The 26,200-nt window shown below is 71.1% G+C and carries 26 protein-coding genes and 2 pseudogenes; 14 read left to right on the forward strand and 14 right to left on the reverse strand.

The window, feature by feature from the left end; all coding sequences use genetic code 11:
- The first annotated feature begins 127 nt into the window (after window positions 1-127).
- Genes ACIBK0_RS44495 through ACIBK0_RS44505 form a run of 3 tightly spaced genes read left to right on the forward strand, consistent with a single transcriptional unit; the run spans window position 128 to window position 3,239 of the window.
- Window positions 128-673, forward strand: a complete 546-nt coding sequence (locus tag ACIBK0_RS44495; protein WP_399093794.1) for a hydrogenase maturation protease — start codon at window positions 128-130, stop codon at window positions 671-673.
- Entirely contained in the window at window positions 670-2,958 is a 2,289-nt protein-coding gene (gene hypF / locus ACIBK0_RS44500) for a carbamoyltransferase HypF (RefSeq protein ID WP_399093797.1), read from the forward strand. The genes ACIBK0_RS44495 and hypF overlap by 4 nt, the downstream gene beginning before the upstream one ends.
- Before the next feature lie 5 nt (window positions 2,959-2,963).
- The gene (locus ACIBK0_RS44505) at window positions 2,964-3,239 is read left to right on the forward strand and encodes a HypC/HybG/HupF family hydrogenase formation chaperone (RefSeq protein ID WP_399093932.1); all 276 of its coding nucleotides are present in this window, start codon (window positions 2,964-2,966) and stop codon (window positions 3,237-3,239) included.
- Between the two features lie 1,180 nt (window positions 3,240-4,419).
- Here ACIBK0_RS44505 and ACIBK0_RS44510 read toward each other — a convergent pair.
- Together ACIBK0_RS44510 and ACIBK0_RS44515 are read right to left on the reverse strand one after the other, a co-directional pair.
- Window positions 4,420-4,641 carry a hypothetical protein gene (locus ACIBK0_RS44510; protein ID WP_399093800.1) on the reverse strand — a complete coding sequence of 74 codons (222 nt, stop codon included), beginning with the start codon at window positions 4,639-4,641 and terminating at the stop codon, window positions 4,420-4,422.
- A gap of 200 nt (window positions 4,642-4,841) precedes the next feature.
- Window positions 4,842-5,039, reverse strand: a complete 198-nt coding sequence (locus ACIBK0_RS44515; RefSeq protein ID WP_399093803.1) for a hypothetical protein — start codon at window positions 5,037-5,039, stop codon at window positions 4,842-4,844.
- A 669-nt stretch (window positions 5,040-5,708) separates the two neighbouring features.
- Here ACIBK0_RS44515 and ACIBK0_RS44520 point away from each other — a divergent pair.
- Genes ACIBK0_RS44520 through hypE form a run of 8 tightly spaced genes read left to right on the forward strand, consistent with a single transcriptional unit; the run spans window position 5,709 to window position 13,072 of the window.
- Window positions 5,709-6,872: a 4Fe-4S dicluster domain-containing protein gene (locus tag ACIBK0_RS44520; protein WP_399093806.1), complete on the forward strand. Its 1,164-nt coding sequence runs from the start codon at window positions 5,709-5,711 to the stop codon at window positions 6,870-6,872.
- Complete coding sequence (locus tag ACIBK0_RS44525) at window positions 6,869-7,327, forward strand: Crp/Fnr family transcriptional regulator (protein ID WP_399093809.1); 459 nt, start codon at window positions 6,869-6,871, stop codon at window positions 7,325-7,327. Before ACIBK0_RS44520 ends, ACIBK0_RS44525 begins: the two co-directional genes overlap by 4 nt.
- On the forward strand, window positions 7,324-8,142 hold the full coding sequence (locus tag ACIBK0_RS44530) for an FAD/NAD(P)-binding protein (RefSeq protein WP_399093812.1): 819 nt from the start codon (window positions 7,324-7,326) through the stop codon (window positions 8,140-8,142). Before ACIBK0_RS44525 ends, ACIBK0_RS44530 begins: the two co-directional genes overlap by 4 nt.
- 1 nt (window position 8,143) lies before the next feature.
- Entirely contained in the window at window positions 8,144-8,920 is a 777-nt protein-coding gene (locus tag ACIBK0_RS44535) for an oxidoreductase (RefSeq protein WP_399093815.1), read from the forward strand.
- Window positions 8,917-10,248: a Ni/Fe hydrogenase subunit alpha gene (locus ACIBK0_RS44540; protein WP_399093818.1), complete on the forward strand. Its 1,332-nt coding sequence runs from the start codon at window positions 8,917-8,919 to the stop codon at window positions 10,246-10,248. Before ACIBK0_RS44535 ends, ACIBK0_RS44540 begins: the two co-directional genes overlap by 4 nt.
- An 18-nt stretch (window positions 10,249-10,266) precedes the next feature.
- Complete coding sequence (locus ACIBK0_RS44545) at window positions 10,267-10,932, forward strand: CBS domain-containing protein (protein WP_399093821.1); 666 nt, start codon at window positions 10,267-10,269, stop codon at window positions 10,930-10,932.
- Window positions 10,929-12,032 (forward strand): hydrogenase formation protein HypD, encoded by a 1,104-nt coding sequence (gene hypD, locus ACIBK0_RS44550; RefSeq protein WP_399093824.1) that lies wholly within the window; start codon window positions 10,929-10,931, stop codon window positions 12,030-12,032. The genes ACIBK0_RS44545 and hypD overlap by 4 nt, the downstream gene beginning before the upstream one ends.
- The gene (gene hypE / locus ACIBK0_RS44555; protein ID WP_399093827.1) at window positions 12,029-13,072 is read left to right on the forward strand and encodes a hydrogenase expression/formation protein HypE; all 1,044 of its coding nucleotides are present in this window, start codon (window positions 12,029-12,031) and stop codon (window positions 13,070-13,072) included. The genes hypD and hypE overlap by 4 nt, the downstream gene beginning before the upstream one ends.
- Before the next feature lie 330 nt (window positions 13,073-13,402).
- Here hypE and ACIBK0_RS44560 read toward each other — a convergent pair whose 3' ends face one another.
- From ACIBK0_RS44560 to ACIBK0_RS44595, 8 genes and pseudogenes are all read right to left on the reverse strand, one after another.
- Window positions 13,403-13,825, reverse strand: a complete 423-nt coding sequence (locus ACIBK0_RS44560) for an Hsp20/alpha crystallin family protein (RefSeq protein ID WP_399093830.1) — start codon at window positions 13,823-13,825, stop codon at window positions 13,403-13,405.
- 101 nt (window positions 13,826-13,926) lie between these two features.
- Window positions 13,927-14,157, reverse strand: a complete 231-nt coding sequence (locus tag ACIBK0_RS44565; protein ID WP_399093833.1) for a hypothetical protein — start codon at window positions 14,155-14,157, stop codon at window positions 13,927-13,929.
- Window positions 14,158-14,631: 474 nt separating this feature from the next.
- The gene (locus ACIBK0_RS44570; protein WP_399093836.1) at window positions 14,632-15,510 is read right to left on the reverse strand and encodes a potassium channel family protein; all 879 of its coding nucleotides are present in this window, start codon (window positions 15,508-15,510) and stop codon (window positions 14,632-14,634) included.
- A 449-nt stretch (window positions 15,511-15,959) separates the two neighbouring features.
- Window positions 15,960-16,811: a CBS domain-containing protein gene (locus ACIBK0_RS44575; protein WP_399093839.1), complete on the reverse strand. Its 852-nt coding sequence runs from the start codon at window positions 16,809-16,811 to the stop codon at window positions 15,960-15,962.
- A gap of 513 nt (window positions 16,812-17,324) precedes the next feature.
- Window positions 17,325-18,209 (reverse strand): universal stress protein, encoded by an 885-nt coding sequence (locus ACIBK0_RS44580; protein ID WP_399093842.1) that lies wholly within the window; start codon window positions 18,207-18,209, stop codon window positions 17,325-17,327.
- A gap of 36 nt (window positions 18,210-18,245) precedes the next feature.
- Window positions 18,246-18,458, reverse strand: coding sequence for a hypothetical protein (locus tag ACIBK0_RS44585; RefSeq protein ID WP_399093845.1), 213 nt, complete (start codon window positions 18,456-18,458; stop codon window positions 18,246-18,248).
- A 141-nt stretch (window positions 18,459-18,599) separates the two neighbouring features.
- The gene (locus ACIBK0_RS44590; protein ID WP_399093848.1) at window positions 18,600-18,803 is read right to left on the reverse strand and encodes a hypothetical protein; all 204 of its coding nucleotides are present in this window, start codon (window positions 18,801-18,803) and stop codon (window positions 18,600-18,602) included.
- A 220-nt stretch (window positions 18,804-19,023) separates the two neighbouring features.
- Window positions 19,024-19,398: pseudogene (locus ACIBK0_RS44595) on the reverse strand (DUF1918 domain-containing protein); the annotation flags it as partial.
- A gap of 104 nt (window positions 19,399-19,502) precedes the next feature.
- On the opposite strand from ACIBK0_RS44595, the pseudogene ACIBK0_RS44600 reads away from it, so the two are divergent.
- Window positions 19,503-20,073: pseudogene (locus tag ACIBK0_RS44600) on the forward strand (CBS domain-containing protein); the annotation flags it as partial.
- Window positions 20,074-20,153: 80 nt separating this feature from the next.
- Here ACIBK0_RS44600 and ACIBK0_RS44605 read toward each other — a convergent pair.
- The 4 genes from ACIBK0_RS44605 to ACIBK0_RS44620 form a co-directional block, all read right to left on the reverse strand.
- Window positions 20,154-20,444, reverse strand: a complete 291-nt coding sequence (locus ACIBK0_RS44605; protein ID WP_399093851.1) for a DUF1876 domain-containing protein — start codon at window positions 20,442-20,444, stop codon at window positions 20,154-20,156.
- Between the two features lie 11 nt (window positions 20,445-20,455).
- Complete coding sequence (locus ACIBK0_RS44610) at window positions 20,456-21,847, reverse strand: nicotinate phosphoribosyltransferase (protein ID WP_399093854.1); 1,392 nt, start codon at window positions 21,845-21,847, stop codon at window positions 20,456-20,458.
- A 39-nt stretch (window positions 21,848-21,886) separates the two neighbouring features.
- Window positions 21,887-22,501: a hypothetical protein gene (locus ACIBK0_RS44615; protein ID WP_399093857.1), complete on the reverse strand. Its 615-nt coding sequence runs from the start codon at window positions 22,499-22,501 to the stop codon at window positions 21,887-21,889.
- 134 nt (window positions 22,502-22,635) lie between these two features.
- Window positions 22,636-23,457: a universal stress protein gene (locus ACIBK0_RS44620; protein ID WP_399093860.1), complete on the reverse strand. Its 822-nt coding sequence runs from the start codon at window positions 23,455-23,457 to the stop codon at window positions 22,636-22,638.
- A 191-nt stretch (window positions 23,458-23,648) separates the two neighbouring features.
- On the opposite strand from ACIBK0_RS44620, the gene ACIBK0_RS44625 reads away from it, so the two are divergent.
- Both ACIBK0_RS44625 and ACIBK0_RS44630 read left to right on the forward strand, forming a co-directional pair.
- The gene (locus ACIBK0_RS44625) at window positions 23,649-24,524 is read left to right on the forward strand and encodes a universal stress protein (protein WP_399093863.1); all 876 of its coding nucleotides are present in this window, start codon (window positions 23,649-23,651) and stop codon (window positions 24,522-24,524) included.
- A gap of 103 nt (window positions 24,525-24,627) precedes the next feature.
- Complete coding sequence (locus ACIBK0_RS44630; protein ID WP_399093934.1) at window positions 24,628-26,103, forward strand: AAA family ATPase; 1,476 nt, start codon at window positions 24,628-24,630, stop codon at window positions 26,101-26,103.
- The last annotated feature ends 97 nt before the right edge of the window (window positions 26,104-26,200 follow it).

The following is a 26,200-nucleotide window of genomic DNA, read 5'->3' on the forward strand; positions in this document are numbered from 1 at the left end:
CGGACGGGAGGAGAGGCGGTTCGGCCCCCGTCGGGGACGTTCGGCCCATGCCGTTGGGCGTCGTCGGAGCCGCAGGATGATCGCGCAGCCCGAAGTGTCGCGTAGCCCCAAGTGAGGGAGCGGGGAGATGGCTGACGCCCTCCGGATCGTGGTCATCGGTGTCGGAAACGAGTTCCGTCACGACGACGGCGTGGGCTGGGCCGTGATCGCGCGCCTCAAGGAGCATTCGATCGGCCGCTCTTCCCCAGGCTCTCCACTCCGTTCGAGCAGCGGAGACCCGTTCCCGCCCGGCACGGTCCTGGAGACCTGCGACGGCGACCCGGGGCGGCTGCTCGGGCTCTGGGAGAACGCCGATCTCGCTATCGTCCTCGACGCCGGGCACGCCCATCCGCCGCACCCCGGTCGCGTCCATCGCCTCGCCCTGGACGGCACCCGTCCGGTGCAGGTGGGGACGACCAGCTCGCACGGCCTGGGCCTCGGTGAGGCCGTCGAGCTGTCCCGCGTCCTGGGCCGGCTGCCGGGACGGCTCGTGGTGTACGCCGTCGAGGGCGCCGACGGGACCCTCGGTACCGGCCTGTCGGCCCCGGTGGCGGCGCAGGTGAACGCCCTGGCGCGCAGCGTGGTGGAAGAGATCGAGCGATACCGCTCGGGCAGGCCGGAGGACGTGCCATGAGCGGGCGGATCACGCGGCACATCCAGGTGTTCGGCCGGGTCCAGGGGGTCGGTTTCCGGCCGTACGTCCACCGGACGGCGACCGCGCTCGGCCTCGACGGCTGGGTGTCCAACGTCAACGGCCACGTGGAACTGACCGCCTCCGGTCGCCACGCGGCCCTGGGTGAACTGGTCGCGAGTCTCCGCGACCGTCCGCCGCCGCTGGCCGCCGTCCGCCGCATCGATGTGACCGACGTGGCCGGTGACGAGGCACTCGTCGGTGGCGGGTTCATGGTGCGGTCGAGCCAGGCGGATTCGTCCGCCGCACCGCGCGAGATCCCGCCGGATGCGGCCATCTGCGAGGCCTGTCTGCGGGAGTTGTCCGACCCCGAGGACCGGCGCTACCGCTACCCGTTCATCAACTGCACCGACTGCGGCCCGCGAGCCACCGTGATCGAGGAACTGCCGTACGACCGCGAACGCACCACGATGCGACGCTTCCCGCTGTGCTCCGGGTGTGCGGCCGAGTACACGGACCCCGCCGACCGGCGCTTTCACGCTGAGCCGCTCGCGTGTCCCGTCTGCGGTCCTCGTCTGGCCTGGGACGACCTGACGGGAGAAGCGGCGCTGCGGGCCGCGGTGGAGGTCGTCACGGATGGTGGCATCGTCGCGGTGAAGGGACTCGGCGGCTACCAGCTGGTGTGCGACGCCACCGATCCGGTGGCGGTGGCCGGGCTGCGGCGGCGCAAGCACAGGCCCGCCAAGCCGTTCGCCGTCATGGTGCGCGATCTCGCGACGGCTCGGCAGTTGGCGCGCATCGGCGCCACGGAGCGGGACGTACTGACATCCTCGCAGCGGCCCGTGGTCCTGGTCGCCGCACGGTCGCACCTGCCGGAGGTCCACCCCGGCACCCACCGCGTCGGCCTCTTCCTCCCCACCACCGGACTGCACCACCTTCTCCTGCGCGAGCTGGACCGACCGCTCGTCGTCACCAGCGGCAATCTCGCCGACGAGCCCATCGCCGTCGACGACGCCGAGGCGCGCCTGTCGCTCGGTGCGGTCGCGGACGGATTCCTGACCCACGACCGGCCGATCCGTGCCCGATACGACGACTCCGTCGTCCAGACCCTCCGCCGCAGCGCCCTCGTACTCCGTCGGGCGCGCGGATACGCCCCCGCGCCCCTTCCGCTGCCGGTCCCCACTGCCCTCCCCCTCGCCGGGGCCGGCGCCCAGCTCAAGCACACCTTCACGCTGGCCGAACACGGCCGGGCCCACATCGGGACGCACACGGGAGACCTGGCGGACGCAGCGACGTACGACGCCTTCGAGGCCTCGTACGCGGATCTCACCCATCTCACCGACATCGTCCCCCGCGCCATCGCCCACGACCTGCACCCGGGCTATCTCTCCACGCAGTGGGCACACGCCCAGCCCGTCGAGCACCGGATCCCCGTGCAACACCACCACGCGCACGTGGCCGCGGTAGCGGCCGAGCACGGACTCATCGGGCCCTTCGTCGGCGTGGCCTACGACGGTCTCGGTCTCGGCGACGACGGCACCCTCTGGGGCGGCGAGATCCTGGTCGCCGACCTGACCGGCTACCGCCGCGTGGGACGATTCGCGCACGCGCCGCTGCCCGGCGGGGAGGCCGCGGTCCGGCACCCCGCCCGGATGGCGCTCGGCTACCTCCACGGATTGGAGCCGCTGGGCGTCCTCCGGCCCGCGCCCTGGCTCACGCGACCGTTCACCGCCCGCCTCGACGGGCGCGAGACGCGCACGGTGCGTGCTCTGGTGGAGCGCGGCGTCAACTGCCCGCCGGCTTCCAGCGCGGGACGGCTGTTCGACGCCACCGCGAGTCTGCTCGGCCTGGGGGACACGGTCTCGTACGAGGGGCAGGCGGCCATCGCCCTGGAGAGCGCCGCGGGCACGCTGCGCGCCGACGCGCTGCCCTGGCGGCTGACGCGGGCGGACGGCCTGTGGGTGTACGACCCCTCCCCCACGCTCACCGCCCTCCTCGAAGGACTCGCCGACGGCGCCCCTGTCACCCGCCTCGCCGCCGCGTTCCACACCACGATCGCCGAGGTCACCGCGGCGCTGGTCGAGCGTGCCGTCGCCGCCGGCGCCCCGCACACCGTGTGCCTGGGCGGCGGCTGCTTCCAGAACCGGCGCCTGCTGGCCGATGTGGGCCGCCTGTTGCGCGCCCAGGGGTTGCGGGTCCTGACCGGCAACACGGTCCCCGTCAACGACGGCGGCATCAGCTACGGGCAAGCGGCGGTGGCATCCGCCCTGCTCGCGAAGGAGAGGTGAGCGCAATGTGCCTGGGCATCCCCGGCCGGATCCTCGACGTCAGCGACAGCGCCGGCGTACTGATGGGCACGGTCGACTTCGGCGGCGTACGCCGCGAGGTGTGCCTGGAGTACACGCCGACGGCGGGCGTCGGTATGTACGTCATCGTCCACGTCGGCTTCGCCATCGCCGAGGTCGACGAGGCCGAGGCCGAGCGCACGCTCGAGGTGCTGCGAGCCATGGCGGACGCGGTGGAGGGCGAGTTGGGAGAGCCCCTACCGGTCCGGACGGAGGATCGGTGACGGCCACTCGGCCCGACCACGTGCCCGCCCATACCATGTGGCCCCGAGACCCTCCGGAGGACGCTGAACTCAAGGCTTCGGAGGGAGCGTTGGCCATGACTCCGCGATCCCGGCCGTCCGCCTCGCCCTGCGGAACGCGAACCGAGTCAGGGCCGCACACCGGGACTTGATCACGCCCTCGGCGCGGTCGCGGCCCTCACTGCGGCCTGCGTCGGCATGGTGCTCAAGGCACTCTGGTTCAACCCCTGGCTGTCCCTCGGGTTACTGCTCGACGCCGGTGTCATCACCGCCGTACCGCTGAGCCGGCCCGCATCGCTGTACTGAAACGAACCTCCGGGGAGGCTGTCATGACCCAACTTGCCGCCGGCAAGGGCATCGTGGTGGGCGTCGACGGATCCGCGGCGTCCATGGCCGCCCTGCGCTGGGCCACCAGGCCCATGCCCTGCATGCGGAGGTCGTCGCTGTGCACGCCTGGGAACCGGCCGGTCCAGGATTCGCCCCCTACGCTCCCGCCTCGGCGCGTCCGACGGTCGCCGAGCAGCGCGAGGACGCCGCGCGGCTGCTCTCCGAGACGTTGCGCGAGGTGTACGGCCCGCGGATCGACGGTGCCGTACGCGCCGTCCTGCTGGAGGGACCACCCGCGCGGGTGCTCGTGCGGACCGCGCGGGGCGCCCTCCTTCTCGCTCTTGGGCGCACAACGCACAAACAGGGGGGCTGCCGGCGATCGGCACAGTCGGCCGCGAGTGCCTGCGGCACGCAACGATGCCCGTTGTCGCGGTGCCCGTCACCGAGCAGCCCGCATCATCGCTCGGGGCCGTGAGGCCATGCTCTTCACCCGGGAGGGGAGTCGCCCAGCAGCGCCTCGGCGGTCTCGACGAGGCGGCGGAGGTCGGCCATTGAACGGGCGGCGGCTGCACCGTCGACCACGTTGTCGTCGACGGTGACCGCAAGTTCCGTACGGACCGGGCCGGCAGCGCGTACATCGCCGGCGCCAGGCCGGGTACCCGGGTCAGGGTGTTCCCGAAGCGGTCGAACATATGCCCAGGGCCGGTCGCCGTGTGGTCGGCCTTGACGGCTCGCAACTGTGCCGTGAGGTACGCGACGTCGCGTACGTCGGCGTCCCGCAGGACGTGCGGCAGGGCGAAGGGCCTCTGCCCCGTCGGGACCTCGACCAGCGTCGTCACGTCGACGTGGTGATGACGGCCAGGCAGCCGCGCCAGTTCCGGTGGGTCTGCGCGTCCGGGTGCAGCGCCGCCGCCCGAGCCATGGATGCCACGACGAACGCAGTGAACGACACCGGTCGGCCGGAGGCGGCCGGCAGGTTGCGCGCCGTCGTGACGTCGAGTCCGACGAGGCTGTGCAGGGCCGCCATACGGGGCCCGGCGCGCTCGGTGGCGATCACCAGCCGCCGCTCGGCGGGAAGCAGACGACGTCGACACCGCGCGGCCGGCGCCCGGTCTCCCTGGCAGCCGGCCGCGCGGATGCCATCGGACTGCGGCGCGGTGCCCTTGGCGCTCCCCGCCCGGGACTTGCGCTTGTCACACCTCTCACGACCGGGCCCTGCCAACGGCTGTCGAGCTCAGCAGAGAACAGCGAGGACCTTCAACTGCGGACGGAGATCCGGTGGTCCGTGGACTCCGGCCGGTGCGGTACCCGCGTCGGCGGCCTGCGCACGCGACGGCTCAGCAGCCGCACGGCGAGCGCGTCGAACGCCGCGGTGAGCACGAAGGTCACGCCCATGGCCGCGACCAGCAGCACGGCGAACCGCTCCCAGAACTCCGGTGTCAGACTCGTACCCACTGTCCTCACTCCCCTCGGATCGGAGTCGTTCTCCTCACTCCCAGCCAACTCCGGCAGCGGTCGGGCCACATGAGCCGACCGGTCCGAACACAGGTCTGGAACGGCCCTTGCCCGGGGGCGTACGAGCCCCTGGGCCGACGGACGTGGTTCGGCCGTAGTTCATGGAGTCGGTCTCCTCCGGGATGGGGCCGATCGGCCCTGGCGGCTGCGCGGTCCGCGTGGTCTGCTGATGGTGACGGGAAGGACCCGAAAAGACGCGGAGAAGCGGCCGGTGGTCGCGCACCGCGCAATCAGGATCCGCGAGAAGCGGGTGGAGCCCTTCCCGTCCTGCTGTGCCGGGCCCGGCCGGGCAGCCGGTCCAGGTCCCGGGCCGGCTCGACGGCCGTGGCCAGGACCGTTCCCGGAGGCAGAGGGCAATCACGCCTTGCGCCGCCGCGACCCGGTGTGTGGTTTCCAGCCTGCGGGGACGCGGACACGGCGCCATGGGCCGAAGCGCCCCGGGACGGGGCTGGGCGGGCCCTGTCGAGCGGGCACGTGCCAGTGTCCGAACGAGCACCACCTGCGACTTGGGCCGAACGACCCCCCATCAGGCCCGGGCGGCCCGTGGCGCGCCGCGCCACTCCCGCACACGCTGAGATCAGCAACCCCACGGCCTTCCGGAGGGGAACGATGACAGACAGCAGCACGAGCGCCGTCCTGGACAGGACCGGGCTCGACGCCCTGGTCAAGACACTGGGCGCGCAGGGACGCACGGTCGTCGGCCCGACCGTACGGGACGGCGCCGTAGTCCTGGCGGAGCTCGCCTCGGCCGATCAGCTGCCCTTCGGCTGGGGCACCCAGGTCGAGGCGGGCCGCTACCGGCTCGTACCCCGCGCGGACGGCGCGGCCTTCGCGCACACCACGGGCTCACAGTCCTGGAAGGCGTTCCTTCACCCGGAACGGGAGAAGCTGTGGAGCGCCGACCGTACGCCGGACGGGTACCTGTCGGTCACCGAGGAGCAGGCCGTGTCGCCGTCGTACGCCTTTCTGGGCGTGCGCCCCTGCGACCTGCGCGCCATCGCGATCCAGGACAGGGTGCTGACCGGGGGCCGCTACCAGGACAGCGGCTATCAGGAACGGCGGGCAGGGGCGTTCCTCATCGTGGCCGAGTGCACCGAACCGGGCGCCACGTGCTTCTGCGTCTCCATGGGCAGCGGTCCGGGCGCCGACGCGGGTTTCGACCTCGCGCTGACCGAGCTCGTGGACGAGACCGGTCACCGCTTCCTGGTCCGTGTCGGCAGTGCGGCCGGGGACGAGCTCCTCTCCCGTGTCCCCCACCATGCGGCCGACCCCGGGACGAAAACCGCGGCCCGTGACGCGGTGAACGCCGCCCGGGACCGGATGGGCCGGGCCATGCCGCCCGTGAACCTGCGCACGCTGATGGGCGAGAGCCTGGACGCCGAGCGTTGGGACGACGTCGCCGCCCGCTGTCTGACCTGCGGCAACTGCACCATGGTGTGCCCCACCTGCTTCTGCACCACCACCGAGGAGGTCACCGACCTCACCGGTGACCACGCCGAGCGCTGGCAGCGCTGGGACTCCTGCTTCGACCTCGACTTCTCCCACCTGCACGGCGGCCCGGTCCGCTCCTCGCCACGCAGCCGTTACCGGCAGTGGCTCACCCACAAGCTCTCCACCTGGCACGAGCAGTTCGACAGCACCGGATGCGTCGGCTGCGGTCGCTGCATCACCTGGTGCCCGGTCGGCATCGACATCACCGAGGAGGCGACGGCGCTCCACGACGAGCTCGCCGCCCGTCTGCGACAACACCAAGGAAGGGAGCCGGAGCGATGACATCCGCCACCATCCTGGCCGCCGCTCTCCCGGCCGAACACCGCGAACGACTGATGCGGATCGCCCGCGAGGTCTCCTTCGAGGCGGGCACCCGCCTGTTCGAGGAAGGCCGGCGCGCGGACCGGTTCTGGATCATCCGGACCGGGACGGTCACCCTCGACCTGCACGTGCCTGGCCGGCGCGCCGCGGTCATCGAATCACTGGGACACGGCGAACTGGTCGGCTGGTCCTGGCACTTCCCGCCCTACCTGTGGCAGTTGGGCGCCGAGGCCATGAGTCCGGTGCGGGCCTACGAGTTCGACGCGGACGCCGTACGGGCGCTGTGTGCGCAGGACCCCGAGTTCGGCCGCGCGATCGCTGTCTGGGTCGGCCGGGTGGTCGCCCACCGGCTGCACGCGTCCCGCATCCGTCTGCTCGATCTGTACGGCCCGCACGGCAGTGGCGGCCAACCATGACAGATGTCCCCCTGCCGTACCAGGTGACCCGGGTGCGCGAAGAGACGGCCGACACGGTCAGCCTCACGCTCGCACCGGCGGGCCCGGCGGCGCTCGCGCCCTTCACGCCCGGGCAGTTCGCCATGGTGTACGCCTTCGGGGTCGGGGAGATCCCCGTCTCGGTGTCCCGCATCGACCATCACGAGCTGGTCCACACCGTGCGCTCTGTCGGGGCGGTGTCGGCGGCGCTGTGCGCGCTCCGGCCGGGTGCCCAGGTCGGACTGCGCGGCGCCTTCGGCACCGGCTGGGAGCTCGACCGGGCAGTCGGGCACGACCTGCTCGTCATCGCGGGCGGGATAGGTCTCGCCCCACTGCGACCGCTGGTGCTCTCCGCACTGGCCGCCCCGCACGCGTACGGGCGGCTCAACCTCCTGGTCGGCGCGCGCAGCCCCGACGACCTCCCCTACGCCCGCCAGGTCAATGCCTGGACGACGGCTCACGGTCCGCTGCACTGCGCCGTCGCCGTCGACCGCCCCTCCCCCGCCTGGCGCGGCCACGTCGGCATCGTCACCACCCTGCTCAACGGCGCTCGGTTCGAGCCCCGGAACACCACGGCCTACGTCTGCGGCCCCGAGGTGATGATCCGCGCCACCGCGCGCGACCTGCTGCACCGCGGGCTTCCCGCGCACCGGATCCGGGTCTCGCTCGAGCGCAACATGCGCTGCGCCACCGGACACTGCGGTCATTGCCAGCTGGGTGGTGTCCTGCTGTGCCGCGACGGCCCGGTGATCAGCTGGGACCGGGCCGCATCCCTGCTGTCCGTACGGGAGTTGTGACATGACCGCACCCAAGCTCACGGTGACCGCACCCACGCTCGCGGTGTTCAAACTGGCGTCCTGCGACGGCTGCCAGCTCACGCTCCTCGACTGCGAGGACGAACTCCTCGCGCTCGCCGGGCGGGTGGAGATCGCCCACTTCCTGGAGGCCTCCAGCGCTGTGCGGCCCGGCCCGTACGATCTCGCCCTCGTCGAGGGGTCGGTCACCACGTCCGCCGACGCGGCGCGTATCCGGGAGATCCGGGCGCAGTCCCGCTTCCTGGTGACCATCGGCGCGTGCGCCACCGCCGGGGGCATCCAGGCGCTGCGTAACTTCGCGGACGTCGAGGAGTTCCGCCGCACCGTCTACGCCCGCCCCGACTACATCGACACCCTCGCCACCTCCACCCCCGTATCGGCCCATGTGGACGTGGACTTCGAGCTGCGCGGCTGCCCGATCGACCGCGGTCAGCTCCTGGAGGTCATCACCGCCTTCCTGGCCGGCCGCAAGCCGGACGTTCCGAACCACAGCGTGTGCTTCGCGTGCAAGCGCCGCGGCACGGTCTGCGTCACCGTCGCCCACGGCACGCCCTGCCTCGGCCCCGTCACGCACGCGGGATGCGGCGCGATCTGCCCGGCGTACGGGCGCGGTTGCTACGGCTGCTTCGGGCCTTCGGGCTCCGCGAATCTGCCCGCACTCATCCCTCTGCTGCACCGGGACGGCCTCGACGACCCGGCCACCGAACGCTTCCTGCGCACGTTCAACGCCGCGGCCTTCGCGAAGGAGCCCGAGTCATGACCCACGGGGGATCCCGTGTCCTGCGCGTCGGCTCGCTCGCCCGCGTCGAGGGCGAGGGCGCCCTGCATCTGCGTGTCGACCGGGGCAGGGTCGAGGAGACGCGACTGCAGATCTATGAGCCGCCCCGCTTCTTCGAGGCGTTCCTGCGCGGCCGCGCGTACACCGAGCCGCCCGACATCACGGCCCGGGTCTGCGGGATCTGCCCGGTGGCGTACCAGATGAGCGCCTGCCAGGCGATCGAGGACGCCTGCGGGGTCGGCGTCGACCAGCCGATCCGGGACCTGCGCCGACTGCTGTACTGCGGCGAGTGGATCGAGAGCCACGCCCTGCACATCTACCTCCTGCACGCGCCGGACTTTCTCGGCTGCGACAGCGCGATCGAGCTCGCCCGCACCGAGCGCGCCGCCGTGGAGCGGGGACTCAGGCTCAAGAAGGCGGGCAACGCGATCCTCGAATTCCTCGGAGGCCGCGCCATCCACCCGGTCAACGTGCGCCTCGGCGGCTTCCACCGGACGCCCTCACACGTTGAACTCCGCCCGTTGGCGGAGCAGTTGCGCCGTGCGGCCGACGACGCGTGGGAGACGGTGCGGTGGGTCGCGGGCTTCGACTTCCCGGACGCCGCCGTCGACGCCGACTTCCTGGCGCTGGCCTCCCCGCAGACGTACGCCATCGAGCACGGCACCCCGAACGCGCTGCGTACCGACGGCACCCTTGCCGCGTTCCCCCTGCACGCCTTCCTCGACCACGTCCGCGAGGAGCACGTGCCGCACTCCACCGCCCTGTACTCCCGGCTGGACGCACGCCGTCATCTCACGGGTTCCCTCGCCCGGTTCGCGATCAGCGGGCGCCGGCTGTCGCGTACGGCCCTGGATGCGGCCCGTGCGGCCGGGCTCGGCGCTCCCGGGGAAGGTGCGGTGTGCCGCAACCCGTACCGCTCGATCCTGGTGCGGGCCGTCGAGGTGGTGTACGCGATCGACGAAGCGCTGCGGATCATCGACGCGTACGAGCCGCCGCGCCGCCCGTACGTCGAGGTGCCGCCGGTCGCGGGGACCGGTCACGGCGCGACGGAGGCGCCGCGGGGCCTGCTCTACCACCGCTACCGGCTGGACGCCGAGGGCACGCTCACCGATGTCCGCCTCGTGCCGCCCACCGCGCAGAACCAGGGCGCCATCGAGGACGACCTGGCCCGTGTCGCGCAGTCGGCGATCTCCGAACATGACGCGAATGACGAGGAGTTGACGCATCTGTGTGAGCGGGCCATCCGCAACCACGACCCGTGCATCTCCTGCGCCACCCACTTCCTCGACCTCACCGTCGAACGCACCTGAAATCCTGAGGAGGACACCGTGGACGGCAGCCCGAGCATCGTGAGCGACGTGATGACACATACAGTCGTCGCCGTCGGCCGCGACGCCCCGTTCAAGGACATCGTCAAACTGATGGAGCAGTGGAAGGTCAGCGCCCTTCCCGTTCTGGAGGGCGAAGGCCGGGTGATCGGAGTCGTCTCCGAGGCCGATCTCCTGCCGAAGGAGGAGTACCGCGACAGCGACCCGGACCGGCAGGCCCAGCTACACCATCTGTCCGACCTCGCCAAGGCGGGAGCGGTGACGGCAGCCGAGTTGATGACCACGCCGGCCGTCACCGTCCACGCGAACGCCACCCTTGCGCAGGCCGCGCGCATCATGGCTCAGCGTCAGGTCAAGCGACTGCCGGTCGTCAACGACGAGGGCATGCTCGAGGGCGTCGTCAGCCGGGCGGACCTGCTGAAGGTCTTCCTGCGCTCGGACGAGGAGATCGCCGAGGAGGTCCGCCGTGAAGTGGTCGCGCACCTCTTCCCCGCGCCCGTCGAGCCGATCCAGGTCCAGGTCGCCGAGGGCGTCGTGACCCTCACGGGCAGGACCAGGGACACCTCGCTGGTGCCGGTGGCCGCCCGCCTGGTGCGCGCCATCGAGGGCGTGGTCGACGTCGAGTTCGACCTCTCCGGCGGCTCGGCGCGGAGTGGCCCGCGGTGAAGTACCTCGACGAATACCGCGACCCCGCCCTCGCCCGGCAGCTGCTCGACGAGTTGCGCCGCACCGCGACCAAGCCCTGGCGGATCATGGAGGTGTGCGGCGGACAGACCCACACCCTGGTCCGCCAGGGCATCGACGAGCTGCTCCCGGCCGGCATCCGCATGATCCACGGCCCCGGCTGCCCGGTGTGCGTCACCCCGCTGGAGACCCTGGACCGGGCGATGGCCATCGCCGTCCGCCCCGGAGTGATCTTCACCAGCTTCGGTGACATGCTGCGGGTACCGGGCTCCGCGACCGACTTGCTGTCGCTGCGGGCGCGCGGCGCGGACGTACGGGTCGTCTACACGCCGATGGACGCGGTCCGCATCGCCCAGGACCGGCCGGACCGTGAAGTAGTCTTCCTCGCGGTCGGGTTCGAGACCACAGCGCCCGCCAACGCCATGGCCGTACTGCACGCCGCCCGCCTCGGCCTCACCAACTTCTCGATGCTGGTCAGCCACGTCCTCGTACCGCCCGCGATGACCGCGCTGCTCGACGACCCCGACTGCGAGGTGCAGGCCTTCCTCGCCGCCGGGCATGTCTGCGCGGTGATGGGCTGGCGCGAGTACGAGCCGATCGCCGCCCGCTACCGGGTGCCGATCGTGGTCACCGGCTTCGAGCCGCTCGATCTGCTGGAGGGCATCCTCATGGCGGTGGACCAACTGGAACACGGGCGCTTCGAGGTGGAGAACCAGTACGTACGTGCGGTGCGCCGCTTCGGCAACACCGAGGCGCAGGCTGCGGTCCGCACGGCCTTCCGCGTCACCGACCGGGCGTGGCGCGGTATCGGCGCACTGCCCGACAGTGGCCTCGAACTCGCCGACGCATACGGGCAGTTCGACGCGGCCCGCCGCTTCGAGGTCGCCGGGCTGCGCCCGGCCGAAGACCCCGAGTGCATCGCCGGGGCCATCCTCACCGGGGCCCGCCTGCCCACCGACTGCACGGCCTACGGCACCCGCTGCACCCCCCGCCATCCGCTCGGCGCACCGATGGTCTCCACCGAGGGGACCTGTGCCGCCTTCCACGCCGCCGGTCGCACGAAGGAAGTGTCATCGTCATGAACCCCGTGAGCATCGAATGTCCCGCTCCCCGCCACGAGGACGAACTCGTCCTGCTCGGCCATGGCGCCGGAGGCCGGCTGACTGCCGAGCTCCTGGACGCGCTCGTGCTGCCCGCCCTGGACGGCCAGGACGGCCCGCTGGAGGACGCCGCCCTGCTGCCCGGCCACCTCGACCTGGTGGTGAGCACCGACAGCTTCGTCGTGAGCCCGCTCTTCTTCCCCGGCGGCGACATCGGCTCCCTGGCGGTGCACGGCACGGTCAACGATCTCGCGATGCGTGGCGCCCGGCCCCTCGCCCTGACCGTCGCCCTGATCGTCGAGGAAGGGCTCCCGCTGTCCGAACTCCGCCAGGTCCTCCAGTCGTTGGGCAAGGCCGCCCGTGCCGCCGAAGTCCCGGTCGTCACCGGCGACACCAAGGTCGTGGGCCGCGGTGCGGCGGACAAGGTGTTCATCAACACGACCGGCATCGGCCGGCGGCACGGCGCACTGCGCCCGTCCGCCGCTCTCGCCCGTCCCGGGGACGCCGTCCTGCTCTCCGGCCCGATCGGGCTGCACGGCACCACCGTGCTGTCCACCCGCGAAGGGCTCGGCTTCGAAAGCGACATCGCCTCGGACAGCCGGCCCCTGCACCGCCTCGTCCATGCCATGGCACCGCTCGGCGAACACATCCACACCCTGCGCGACCCGACCCGCGGCGGACTCGCCGCGTCCCTCAACGAGATCGCCCGCGACTCGTCCGTGGCCATCGAGATCGATGAGAGCGCCGTCCCGGTGCCGGAGCCGGTCGCCTCCGCCTGCGACCTGCTCGGTCTCGATCCGCTGATCGTCGCCAACGAGGGCTGTCTGGTCGCCTTCGTCTCACCGTCGGCGGCGGACGAGGCGCTCGCAGCGATGCGTTCGCTCCCCGAGGGCCGGAGCGCGGTCCGCATCGGTGAGGTCCTGGCAGACGGTCCGAGCGGCCGGGTCACGCTGCGCACGCTGGTCGGCGCCCGACGCGTGGTGGACATGCCGCTGGGAGAACAACTCCCGCGCATCTGCTGACCATTGGATCAACGCAGCCCGACAGCCGGGCCCGCCAGAAGCGTTCGAGGCCAGGCTCCGAAGCCGGCTGCCGACGAGTGGAGGTGCCGACGGCAGCCCCCGCAGCGGCCACCCATCCTCGCCCGCCCCTGCCAGGACATCAATTACCCGCGCCAGGACGTCGCTCACCCCAGTGGCCAAGTCCCGCTGGCCGCCGGTTTGTTCACCGTCAGCGGGAGCGGATTCTTACCGGTCGCGCCGATTTGTCTGAACGTATCCATCTGCGGCGGAACGGACACACCCGAGCGCGGCGCCACGCACGGAGGTGTGCGGTTCCGCGCGAACTCGCGCTCAGACGTGCCGCACCGGAATGGTCCTGGTGCCCGCCTTCGCCTCCGGCACCGGGACGGTGACGGTCAGGACACCGTCCTTGTACTCCGCAGTCGCCTCGTCGCCCTTGGCGCCGGCCGGCAGCCGGACGGAACGGGCGAACGTGCCGTAGCGGAATTCGCTGCGGTCCTTCTCCGTCGTCTCCTCACTGCGCTCGGCCCGCAGGGTCAGAACGCCCTCCGTCACGGTGATCTCGACATCCTTGGTGGGGTCGATGCCCGGGAGCTCGGCCCGCAGCACGTACGCCCCGACCGCCAGGTGCTCTTCGATCCGGATGCCGTGCAACCCCGGAACCATGTGCACCCCGGGGAGCCCGGACTCGACCCAGCCGAACATGTCCGGTAGCGCCTGCCAGCCAGGCAGCCGCTCGATCTTGCCGCTCATGTGCCCTCCTCTCCGCTGTTGTCCACTTCCATCGTCACGCGCGGAACGGGGACATGCATGGGCCGACCGACCCCGTACGGGACCCTGTCGGCCCTGCCCTGTCAGCCGATCATCCGCTTCCGCCACTGAGGGCCGACCCGCAGCCACTCCGCGTCCGACTCCGCCATGCGCTGACGTTCCAGACACCCGCGTCCCACCCCTCCGCCGAGCAGCACTGCGGCTGCGGCACTCAGCCCGACCAGCACGCCACCCAGAGCCGCCTGCGGCCTCACCTCCGTCGCGGTGGAGGACTTGAAGACCAGAACGCCCTTGCGGTCCGTCCACACCTTCACCGGGATGCCCGCCGCGGGTCCCGGGATCGACCTTCGTCCGACGCGTGCGTGTGGAGCCGTCTGCCGCGGTTCCGGCTTCCGCAGGGGGCCGGGATACTTCGCCGTCTTCGACGATGCCGCACGTGAGCGGTGAGGAAGGCAAACGCTTCGCGACGTGGTGCCCCCCTTGGTCGTGGCCGAGGAGCGGGAGCCGCCGCAGGACGAATACCGGCAAGGAGTCTCCCACCGTCCCAGTCGTGCGGCAGGGCCCGGCAGTCCCCCACTCGGGGCGATTGCCCCTGCCGAACTGGGCGGAAGCGCGTTCCAATTGAGGTGAGGGCGGATTGCCGCCGCCCTGATGCAGGTGCGCGCACGAGGAGGTGGCGCATGCGCTTCGACGACCGCACGGACGCTGGGCGACGCCTGGCCCGACGCACTGCGCGGGCCCACCACCAGTGACCGACGGAATGACATGCGTCCACCGGGGTGGCGTGGTCAGTACTGCGTGAGGCTTCGGCCGTGGTCGGCGGCGTAGGCGGCGAAGACTTCCGTCGGTGTTCCGCCGGTGTGGAGAAAGCGCTGGTCAAGGATGGTGGCAAGGTCTTCCAGCGCACCGGCGAGCAGTTCGCCGGTCAGACGCGCATCCGACCGCCGGGCCGCCCGTCCACGATGCGCGAGGTCAGCCGCGTAGCCGATCGTGGCCGCCAAGGACGAGTGGTCCTCACCGTCATGGAAGTAGTAGGCCTCGGCGTACTGTGTGAAGTCGATCCGGACACGTGCCACCTCGGTGGCCAGATTCTCCAGCAGTGTGGCGCCCACCGGGCAGTCGAGCTGGTGGACGGACGGGTCCGAGCGTTGGAGGAGCGCCAACCGGATCGCCAGGACCCTCCTGCGACTCAGCGCCGGGTAAATCTGCAGCACCCAGGCGACCGAGGCTGTCAGCAGGGCGAAGCCGACCAGGGCCTCCAGCGGCGAGACCAGACGAAGCCAGCCTGCGGCGGGCGTGATGTCCCCCAGCCCGAGGGTGGCGACCATGACAAGTGACAGGTAGACGGAGTCGAGCAGCGCCGGCTGCTGCGCCGCCTTGGAACCAGGCGCGAAGGTGAACGCCCCTGGCATGTGGGGCCAGTAGACGATGGCCCAGCCCAGGATGATCGTGACGGCCCACATGCCGACCACCGTGACCATGGCGAGCGGCCCGACGAGTCCGACCACACGCCCGCGCACACGAAGATGCCGGGCCAGTCTCCACAGCGCAGACATGACGAGGCGACTCAGACCGCCGTGGCGGGTGGGGTGCCAGAGCGTGTGGAACAAGTCCCGCAGGGCGGCCATGACCAGGCCGACACCTGCCAGCGAGACCAACCACTCCATGCATGTCTCCCCGTCGGCGCCGGGCTCGCCATCGCCCCACGGCCTTGTTCCGCGAAACGCCTGGGCAGCGGCGCCCGCTCGAGCCAACCGAGTTGGCCTCGCTCTCGGAGCATATGCCGAAGACAGCGCCGCAGAGCTCCGAATCGACCCGCTCCCGGGCTATCGCATCCCGCCCGCGAAGAGGGTTCTCGGCGAGATACGGGCGGCGTCAGCAACGTATCCACGAGCCTCTTCATAGATGGTCCACGTGGGTGAAGCCCGTCCCCGTACTCCCGGGGAAGCATCCGTCCCGCCGGCCGGGGCAAGGCGCGGAAGCACCAGTCCCGTCGGCCGACCCGCCACGCCGCGACTCAAGTCACGGTGCGGCGGCGGGCGGCGTGGGACGTCCCCCTCTGTCCGGCTATGCCCACTTCCTCGTCCCACACGCCTCCTGAGAGGAGCCGAAGGGATCAGGGGGCATCGATGCGGTCGACGACATCAACCACGTCCGCGATGTCCCGGAGCGATTCGAGGAGTGGCGGGACGAGCGCCCGGTCCAGTTTCCCCGTCACGGTGACCACGCCGTTCTCGACCGTCACCTCGGCAGCGGCGGGAGCCGGCAGCCGCCGCTGGAGCAGCGACTCGGCCTCCGCACGGATGTCCGCGTCGTTGCGAATCAGGGCCTGCAGCAGCTCGGCCCGGCTCACCACACCAACCAGCCGGCCTTGGTAATCCGTGACGGGGAGCCGCTTCAGTCGCGCGTGCGCCGCCGTCCAGGCGGCGTCCGCGACCGGCTGCGCCGGGCGTACGGTGACCGGCGGGAAGGTCATGAGGGTGGCCGCCGTGTCACCGCGGCTCTTCTCGTAGAGGCTGTGCTGCCGGAGTCTGCCGATCGGACCGTGCCAATGGGGTTCCGCCATCACGGCGGCCTTGGCGAGCAGATCGGACTCCGAGACCACGCCCATCACGTGGTCCTCGGCGTCGACCACCGGTACCGCGTTCACCTGCTCGCGGGAGAGCGTGTGCGCAACGTCCAGGAACGGCATGTCGCCGGGGACGGAGACGGCGGGTACCCGCATGACGTCGCGCACGCACAGCCCGCCCGGTTCGCGGGCCGGGGGTCGGCCGACCGGGGAAACGGACGGCTCGGGTTTTTCCGGGGCGGGAGGCTGCTCGGCGGCCCTGCCGGCCGTCGCGGCGGCGACGGCGCCGAGATAGCGTCCCAGCGCGTCATGGCGCGGCTCCTCCCGAAGTGTCCAGGGACGGCCCGGCGTGGCGTGGCGAGCCTCGTCGGCGGCGGCGTGGTGTTCGATGTCCCTCACGGCAACGTCCACAGCAGCGGTGCCCCCGCCTCCCCCCTCAGTGTCGCATTCGCTCCACCCACCCGCCCGGGGCGGGGATTTGACTGAGCCGGTGACCGCGCACACCGAGCGGTTCGTGGCCTGCTTGTGAAGCCTCGACCGCGACTTGGCCTACGCACGGCACTACCCGGCGATCACCGGTGTCGTCCACGCCGCTGGTGCACGGGGCGGCTGCCCGTGTGAGCGGGCTGCCATGTCGCGGGGGGGTGCCTCTATGTCTTTCGTCAAGTGGGGCGTGGGGTTCGGGGTGCGTAGAAGGTGCCGTCGCGGAGCATCGCTAACAGCACGCTGATCCGTTGTCGGGCGAGGCCGGCGGGGCGGGAGCTGGCGGCATCAACTCCTACGCACTCGGGCCGGTGCCGCGCCCGGGCCGCACCGGCCGGGCGCCCTGCGGGCCGACGCATTCGGCGCGTACGGGATCGGCCGCCGTCCCGCGCTCCAGAACGAGGAGCCGCCTTCCGGGTGAAACGACGGCTACTCGGGCGTGTGCGGGACGGTGATGACAGGGCATCGGGCGTGGTGCAGTACGCCCTGGCTGACGGAGCCCAGGAGCATACCGGTGAAGCCGCCGTGCCCGCGTGTGCCCACGATCAGACCGAGGGCGTGTTCGGACGCGTCGGCCAGGACCCGGACCGGGTGTCCGCATACCACCTCGTGGTGAAGTTCCACCCCCGGATGGGCTGCGGTACGCCCGGCGACCGTCTCCGACAGCAGCCGACGGGACTCCTGCAGGGCCGCGTCTTCGTCCACGACTCCGTGCCGCGGGGGGTGCCACACGTACAGGGCACGCAGGAGGGCGCCGCGCAGGGCGGCCTCCTCGAAGGCGAAGTCGACGGCGGCCGCGGAATGCGGGCTGCCATCCACACCGACCACGAAGTACGCCGGCTGCTGGGTGATGTGCTCCGGCTCCGGCACGACCACCACCGGACAGGGGGCGTGGGCGATGAGCGGCAAGGCGACGGCGGCGGAGGTGAACCGTTCCTGGACAGCACTCAGATGGCGCGAGCCGAGCACGACCACGGTGGCGTCCTGAGCCTGCTCACGCAGCGCCCACACCGGGTCACCCTCCACCAGCACCCCGGAGACCCGCACCTTCGAATGCCGGGACTCGACGAAAGCGACCGCCTCCTTCAGCGCGCTGTCCCCCGCCACGTGCAGCGTGTCGTTCCACTCCTCCCAGGACGGCCGCCCGCCCGTCGGCCGGTACCCGGGGGTCGGCACGCCCTGCGCGTGGACCAGCAGCAAGGGCAGGCGGCGCCGGGCCGCCTCGTCGGCGGCCCAGGCGAGCGCCATGCGTTCGTGGGGATCGGGGTCGACACCGACCACGATCGGCCTACGTCCTTCCCTGGTCTCAGCCATGGCGGCCACCTCCTTGTTTCGTGTACCACGATGCGCCTACAGACCCTGGGAGAGCAGGATTTCGTGGGCCAGTCGCGCTCCACGGGCTGCTTCCTCCGTCGGCAGAGTCTCCTGTGACGGGATGTCCTCCAGGCCTCGGGCGAGTGCCCGGACGGCCTCGGCCAGGGTGGCCACCTGTGCTTCCAGCCGACCAAGCCGGTCGTCCGGCCCGGGCACGTCATCAGGTTCAGGAGAGTGGTGCTGAGTCATGTCGAGTCTCCTCACGAGGCGGTGATCGGCGGGGCCGCCACTCGGTGAGACCGGTCGGGACGTAGTGGCCGTCGTAGCGGCGGTACAGGGTGTCGCCCCGACCGGTGGTGTCGTCGGCGAAGAACATGAACGGGAATCCGGTCAGGTGCAGAGCCGCCACTCCGCCTCGGCCACGCTCATCCGGGGGGCGGGGAGGTCGCTGACGGCCGGCGGCACGGCCACGGGGCCGACCAGATGGGGGCGGGGGTGCACCTGGGCGAGGCGGTAACCGGTCGGGCCGGCCCGGTACAGCACGCTGTTCTCGCCGGTGCCGATGTCGGTGAACAGATGGAAGCCGTAGTCCATCGTCTCCGGCTCGAAGGAGGCCTCATCGGGTGACTCGCGGGTGAGGGAGACGAACTTGCGCCAGCCGCCCCAGTTGCTCCGCGAGCAGGTCCACGGCTTCGGTGACGGTTCCGGCGACATGCACACGGGCAGGGCGCCCGTCGATGTCCGGATCGGCCTGGGCGACCTCCGGTCGTTCGACGGCGGGGCTCGCCATGCTGGTGAGCTTGACGCGGGTGCCCGGCGCCATTCTGGCGCGTCGGGCTGCTTCCGTCCGGCTCATCCCCTGCCGCTCGCGCTCGGCGGCCACGCGCCGACCGATGTCGCCAGGGTTGGGTGGCCCAAGCGGCGCAGTCCTGTCGGACGCGGCACCTGCCTCACCCAGGCCCGGCTGGGAAGGTGCGTGGGTCCCATCGCTCCCAGGCCCGTGCTCAACGTGACGGACATGGGCGTCGCGCCCGGGGAACACCAGCGTCACGTCGTCAGTATCCGACCAGCGCACGTCGTAGGGAGGTGTGCCGTCCGCATGGTGAAGTCCGACGATCTCGCCGTCGCGCCTGGTGGCGCCGGTCGCCGGGCTCTCAATGACGATGTGATCGCCGAGTTGAGCTCGCATGATCGCCACCGCCTCCTCAAAATGATGCTGTACCCAACGTGCCACGCACGGGATGCCGCCGCATGCGACGCGGCATGAAACGTGCCGCGGAAGGGAGACGCGACATGCGCCACCGAACGGTCGCAGAACTCATGACCAAAGTGGTTGTGCGGGCGCGACGGGATCTGCCGTTCAAGGAAATCGTCAAACTGCTCTCCGAGAAGGATGTCACCGCGGTACCCGTGGTGGATGAACTGGACCGCCCGATGGGTGTCGTGTCCGAGGCCGACCTGCTGCGCAAGTCCGCGGACCAGGCCGACCCGTCCGGTCTGACAGCGATTCCGGATCTGGAGGCGTGGGAGCGGGCCAAGGCCGAAGGGACGAGGGCAGAGGAACTGATGTCGGCCCCGGCGGTGTGCGCGTCCGGAGTGGAGTGTCGTCGAGGCGGCTCGCCTCATGGAGGTCCACAGCGTCAAGCGGCTGCCCGTCGTGGACGAGACGGACAGGCTGCAGGGCATCGTCAGCCGCAGCGACCTGCTGCGGATCTTCCTGCGCCGTGACGACGCCATCCGCGACGAGATCACCCGGGATGTGCTGGAGCAGACCATGGGTCTGCTTCCCTCGGATGTGACGGTCGAGGTGCGCGAGGGACAGGTCACCCTCGGCGGATCCGTCGATTTCAAGAGCCTGATTCCCTACGACGCCCGGAGTCCCACCACCGGAGCGTGAGACGTCGCGTCCATAACCGGGGCCGGTGCAGGGGGCGGAGCTGCTGCTCACATGGGCCACCCGGCGACCTGCCGGGTGCACGACCCGGTCCCGGGCGCGCCCAGGCCTTCGATGTCGCGCTCGGCGGCATTCACCAGTTGCTGGGCGAGGTCGCGCATCGCCCGGCCGGCCGCCAGTTCGTCACCGAGCTCCGGAACGTACATGTCCGCCGGGTTGCAGTGCGCGACCCCACGTCCGATGAGCGCCGTGGCTCCGGTGCCCAGCACCACCCGCGCCTTCGTCGTTCCCTCGTCCTCGAAGAGGTGGAGACGGACCTTCCACTCCACGGTGTGCGACATCGCTTTCCTCCTCACCTTGATACGGAACGATGCGATCCGGATGTGCTTCGTTCCAGGCTCCGGGACCGCGCGCCAAAGGCCGGTGCCCCCTCCTCGATTCGGCGACGGACCTGGTCGGCGAGCGTGCTCAGCCGCTCAGAGACCGTCACCCGCGGCGCGACGGGAGCTCGGATCCGCCGGGCCACCGGTGGCAGCTGCGCCAGATCAGCGGCGCATCTCTCCCGGCACGCGTCCAGAGCGGGGCGCTTGCCCGTACGCCGTCCTTCCCGCATCACGGTCTCCAGCAACGGCTGGGCATCGTCCGTCGGTTGCTCGTCGACAAGGCCGATCACGTCGGCGTATCCAGCACGACGGAACACCTGTTTCCGCCCAGGTGCCGTCACTTTCGCCGAGGAGAGTTTCATCACCGGGCGACCGTCGTACTCCACCAACTTGTAGGCGGAATCCAGATACGGGGCATCCGCCGAGACGCCCACGCGGGTGCCGACGGCGTAGGTGTCGATCGGCGCGCCGGAGCGGATCAGTTCGTCCACGGAGTACTCGTCGAGACCACCGCTGGCGACGATCCGTACGTCCGGCAGGCCGGCGGCGTCGAGGATGGCTCGCGCCCGTACCGCCAGGGCTCCGAGGTCGCCGCTGTCCAGCCGGATCGCCGAGCCGGGCCCGCGGTCGAGGTCCCGCAGTACGCGCGCCGCGATGTGGACGCCGGTCCCGGTGTCGTAGGTGTCCACCAGCAGCGTCACCGGGCCGGGGTGGGCCCGGGCGAAGGCGCGGAAGGCCTCGTCTTCCGTCGCGAATGCCTCCACGAACGAGTGGGCCATGGTGCCGACCGCGGGCACGCCTTCGGCGGTGGCCGCGGCCACGTTGCTGGTCCCGGCGAAGCCCACCATCGCGCTCAGCCGGGCGGCCTGGTAGCCGGCCTGCGGGCCGTGGGTGCGCCGCAGGGAGAAGTCCACGATCGGATGTCCGGCGGCGGCGAGCACGCATCGCGCGGCCTTGGAAGCGATCGCCGTCTGATGGCTGAGCTGATTGAGCACATACGTCTCGGCCAACTGCGCCTGCGGAAGCGGAGCGGTCACCTCCAGCAGGGGCTCTCCCGCGAGCACGATCCGCCCTTCCGGCACCGCCCGCACCTGGCCGGTGAACTCGAGACCCAGCAGCGGCTCCAGATCGCAGGACGGCCGGTGCAGCGCCGCAGCGAAGGCATCGATGTCCTCGGAGCCGACACGAAGACCGGAGAGGAAATCCAGGGCCGACTCCAATCCTGCGGCCACCAGAAAGCCCCGGTCGGACGGCAGGTTGCGGACGAAGAGGCTGAACGTCGCCGGGCCGGTCATCCCCTCTCGCAGATACGACATCGCCATCGTCACCTCGTACAGGTCGGTGGTCGTCGCATCGGACATCACCCTCACCTCCTCTGCGCCGGAGCGGCCCACGGCCTGTCACCGGCGGAAGCGCGCCGACCAACGGGGCTCCACCAGGTCCCACTCGGCGTCCCACTGCGCGTACCTTCTGCGGTCCAGCACCTGGCGCATGCCCACCCTCACCGCGAAGACCCCGCCGGCCACCGCGATCGACGTCATGCCGCCCACCATCCAGCCGGTAGCCGTCGCGTTGTTCGCGCTCATCGGTGGATCGGTGATGGTTCCCTGCCTGTCCACCCAGATCCGCGCGGTCGCGCCCTTGCCCGCGCCCGACTTCACGAGTGCCGTTCCGGTCCTTTCTCTGCCGTCCCTGTCGGTCCATCGAACGTGCGCCGATTGCATGGCGCCGTCCGCACCCTTGCCTGCTCCTTCGGCGTCCGAAGTCAGCCGGACGGTGACCTCGTGCCGCTCCGCCGACTGCGCCTGCACGGTGCGCATCAAGGACTCGTAGACCGTCAGCCCTGCGCTCAGCGAGGCCACCGGCAGTCCGAGGGCGAGTACCAGCATCAGGAAACGGAAAAACCAGCACTCGATCCTGTCGGACGTACGCCTGAGCGGGTTCGCGCCCTTGGACGGGAGCTCCCAGTGCGGCGGGCGGGCACTGGAAGGGTTCTGCGAGCCTTGTGCACTCATGACCTGGCCTCCAGCTAGCGCTGGTCGGTTCCCCTACCACGATCAAGCGGCCGACCGATCCCGGTAAAGGGCCGAACGTCCCATTGATGCGACCACTTGGCCCCCATGGGCTCCGCCCTCCCCATCGGTGACAGTCATATCTGCGGAACGACCGCGGCCGGACACGGCGCGTGATGCAACACCGCGTGGTTGACGAGGCCCAGCTGGAGACGTACGTGCCCGCGTCGTCGGCGGGCTCCGACCACGAGCAGGTCGGCGCCTGCCGCGGCTTCCAGAAGTGCCTGCCGAATCGGCCCCTCGATCACCTGTCGGCTCACCGAAACGTTCGGGTACCGCTCCGTGGGGCCTCGCAGCGCGCCGTCGAGCACCTGCGTCGGCGAGCGCCGGAGGGCCTCCATGGCGTACTCGGACGGGGGCGGAGGCTCGGAGGGAGCACCGAACGGGACATTCCAGGCGTGCACCGCCACCAGCCGACAGCGCCGCACATGCGCCTCTCGAAAGGCGAACTGCACTGCCGTGCCGTTTCCTTCCCCGTCCTCGACGCCGACGACGACGTTCCCGAACCGAGCGTTCCGGTACTCCGACCCGCCGCGCACCACGACGAACGGGCAATCGGCGCGCGCCGCCACGGCCAGACCGACCGAACCCAACAGCAGCCCGGCGAGATCCCCGAGCCCTCTGGACCCGAGTACCAGCGCGAAAGCATTGCGCCCCTTGCTGACCAGCTCGGACGCCGCGTCCTCACGCAGCACCTCACTCGACAACCGCACCGTGGGAGCGCTCTTCCTGGCCCGCTCCGAGGCAGCGGCGATCAGGTCGGACGCCTCGTGGTCCGGCACCACCGCGTGCACGAGGTGGAGCGGCACGCCATGTCGGACCGCCTCCTCGGCGGCCCAGTCCACCGCCTCCAGGCTCGCCTCGGACCCGTCGATACCGACCACCAGGGGAATCGCCACTGCTCTCGCCTCCTCTTCGTGCCGGACTCCACACGTTGCCGAGCCCTGCCACGCAGGGGTCCGCATGCGTCGCGGGAGACTTTGGGGTACTCCTCGAATGAGAAGAGGCCGCCCTCGGCATACCGGCGCAGTCTGGACGAGAGGACTCGTTCACCGTCGTTCCAGCTTCGTACGAGACGGAGGCAGTCGCCATGGAGCCAGCCATCACCGTGGGCCTCGACGGCTCACCCGAGAGCCTTGCCGCCGCCCATTGGGCCGCCGAGGAAGCCGAGCGGCGCAAGCTCACGCTGCGCCTGCTGCACGCGTGGCCCCTGCTGGCGCCGGAACCTACCCACGTTCCCTCGGAGGTGGATCAGAACTACTGGGCCAAGCGGATCGTCCACAATGCGCGGGCAGAGCTCCAGGCACGTCACCCGGGACTTTCCATCGTCGGCAACCTGGTCGCGGACGACGCCCTGGACGCGCTGCTGCAAGCGGCCTCGGAGTCCGAGATGGTCGTGCTCGGTTCGCGAGGGCTGGGGCCCGTCGAGAGCTACTTCCTGGGCGACATCAGCATGCCCGTGGTGGCACGGGCCGAGCACCCGGTCGTCCTGGTACGCGCCGAAACTCATAAAGAAGGGCTGCAGCCCACTCCGGGTACGGCGGGCGCCGTAATCGTGGCGCTGAAACTGCACGGCCCGTGCGAGGACCTGCTCGAATTCGGTTTCGTCACCGCCGCGGCGCGGAACGTGCCCCTTCGGGCTGTCCACGGCCGGAGCCTGCCGGTCCACGCATACGTTCCCTGGGGCATCGACCACGATGTGACCGAGGAAATCGCACAGGACGCTCAGAAGGAGCTGAACCAGGTGCTCCGCCCGTGGCGTGAGAAGTTCCCCGGTGTGCAGGTGGTCGACGTGGTCCGGCTCGAAAGCCCCGCCAAAGCCGCCGTGCGGGATGCCGAGAGCGCCGGGCTGCTGGTGGTCGGCCGACGCAAACACCATCCGCCCTTGGCACCACGCCTGGGCCCGGTAGCCCAAGCCGCCGTCCACCACGCGCGCTGCCCCGTCGCCGTCGTTCCTCATGACTGAGCCGAACCACAGCAGGGAGCCGGTGGAGGCGGTGCGTCAGGCCGACGCGTCCGTGCTCCGCACCAGCACCGGCCTCGACGCTCCGCCGCTCCCCCGCGCGGAGGTGCGCGAGACCCACACCGCGGTCGTTCTCTTCGTGGGCGACCGCGCCTACAAGGTCAAGAAGCCGCTCGATATGGGATTCCTGGACTACACCACCGTTGCGGCTCGACGGGCCGCGTGCGAGCGGGAGGTCGCGCTCAACCGTCGCTTCGCCCCCGATGTCTATCTGGGCGTGGGGGAAATCCGCAGCCCGGATACGGACGTGCCGGAGCCCGTCGTGGTGATGCGGCGCATGCCGACAGAGCGCCGTCTCTCCCAACTCGTACGAGGAGGGGCCACCGTCGACGATGTCCTGCGCGCCGTGGCCCGGCTGCTCGCCATGCGTCATGCGGACGCGCCGCGCAGCCCAGAGGTGGCCGAACAGGGTACTCGCAACGCCCTGTCGTCGCGCTGGGAAGCCAGCTTCACACACGTCCGCGCGCTGGCCGGCGACAGCCCGGTGCCCGACGGCGTGGAGGAGGTCGAGCTGCTCGTACACCGCTATCTCGCCGGCCGCGAGCAGCTCTTCGATACGCGCATCGAGCAGGGGAGGGTCGTGGACGGTCACGGCGACCTGCTCACCGAGGACATCTTCTGCCTCGACGACGGCCCACGCGTCCTGGACTGCCTGGAGTTCGACGACCACCTACGCTACGTCGACGGCCTCGACGACGCCGCCTTCCTGGCCATGGACCTGGAACAGCTCGGTGCGCCGGAGGCCGCGGCGTTCTTCCTCGCCCAGTACAGCGAATACTCCGGAGACCCCGCACCGCCTTCCTTGTGGCACCACTATGTCGCCTACCGTGCCTTCGTACGCGCCAAGGTCTCTCTGATCCAGGCACGTCAGGGCGCGCCCGGCGCGCAGGTGGCCGCACGCCGGCTGGTGATGACGGCGCTGCGCCACCTGCGCACCTCCGCCGTCGGCCTCACGCTCGTCGGCGGACTGCCCGGCAGCGGGAAGTCCACACTCTCGGGTGCGCTCGCCGATCGCCTGGGCGTCACGCTGCTCAGCAGCGACCGCCTCCGCAAGGAGCTGGCGGGCATCCCGGCGGAGGAGTCCGCAGCCGCCGGCTACGGAGAAGGGCTGTACACGCCGGAGTGGACCGCCAAGACCTACGCGGCCCTTCTCGAGCGCGCATCCGCCCTGCTGTCCGCCGGCGAGTCCGTAGTCCTGGACGCCACCTGGTCCCATGCCGGGCAACGCGAAGCCGCCCAGCGCACGGCCGAGCGCACAAGCGCCGACCTGGTGGCCCTGCACTGCCAGGTGCCGGACGACGTATCGGCAGCCCGCCTGAACACCCGCGGTCCCGGCGCATCCGACGCCCACGTCGACGTGGCCACCGCCATGGCAGCCGCGGAGCCGCCATGGGCAGAGGCCGTCACCGTCGACACCAGCGGCCCCCTGGAGGCCGCGGTCGTCCAGGCCCTGGCGGCCGTACGCCCGTACGGCACCGGCCAGGCCCCGGTCTTCCGCCGCCCCTACATGGAGCCGGACTGATACATGGAGCCGGACCGGGAAGAACGGCGATGCCGTCGACGGCAGGGCAGTCCCGGTTGCCCTCAACTCCCTTGAGGGCGACGGTGGAGAGGGGTAG

The organism is Streptomyces sp. NPDC050564 (assembly GCF_044457265.1).
Taxonomy (GTDB): domain Bacteria; phylum Actinomycetota; class Actinomycetes; order Streptomycetales; family Streptomycetaceae; genus Streptomyces.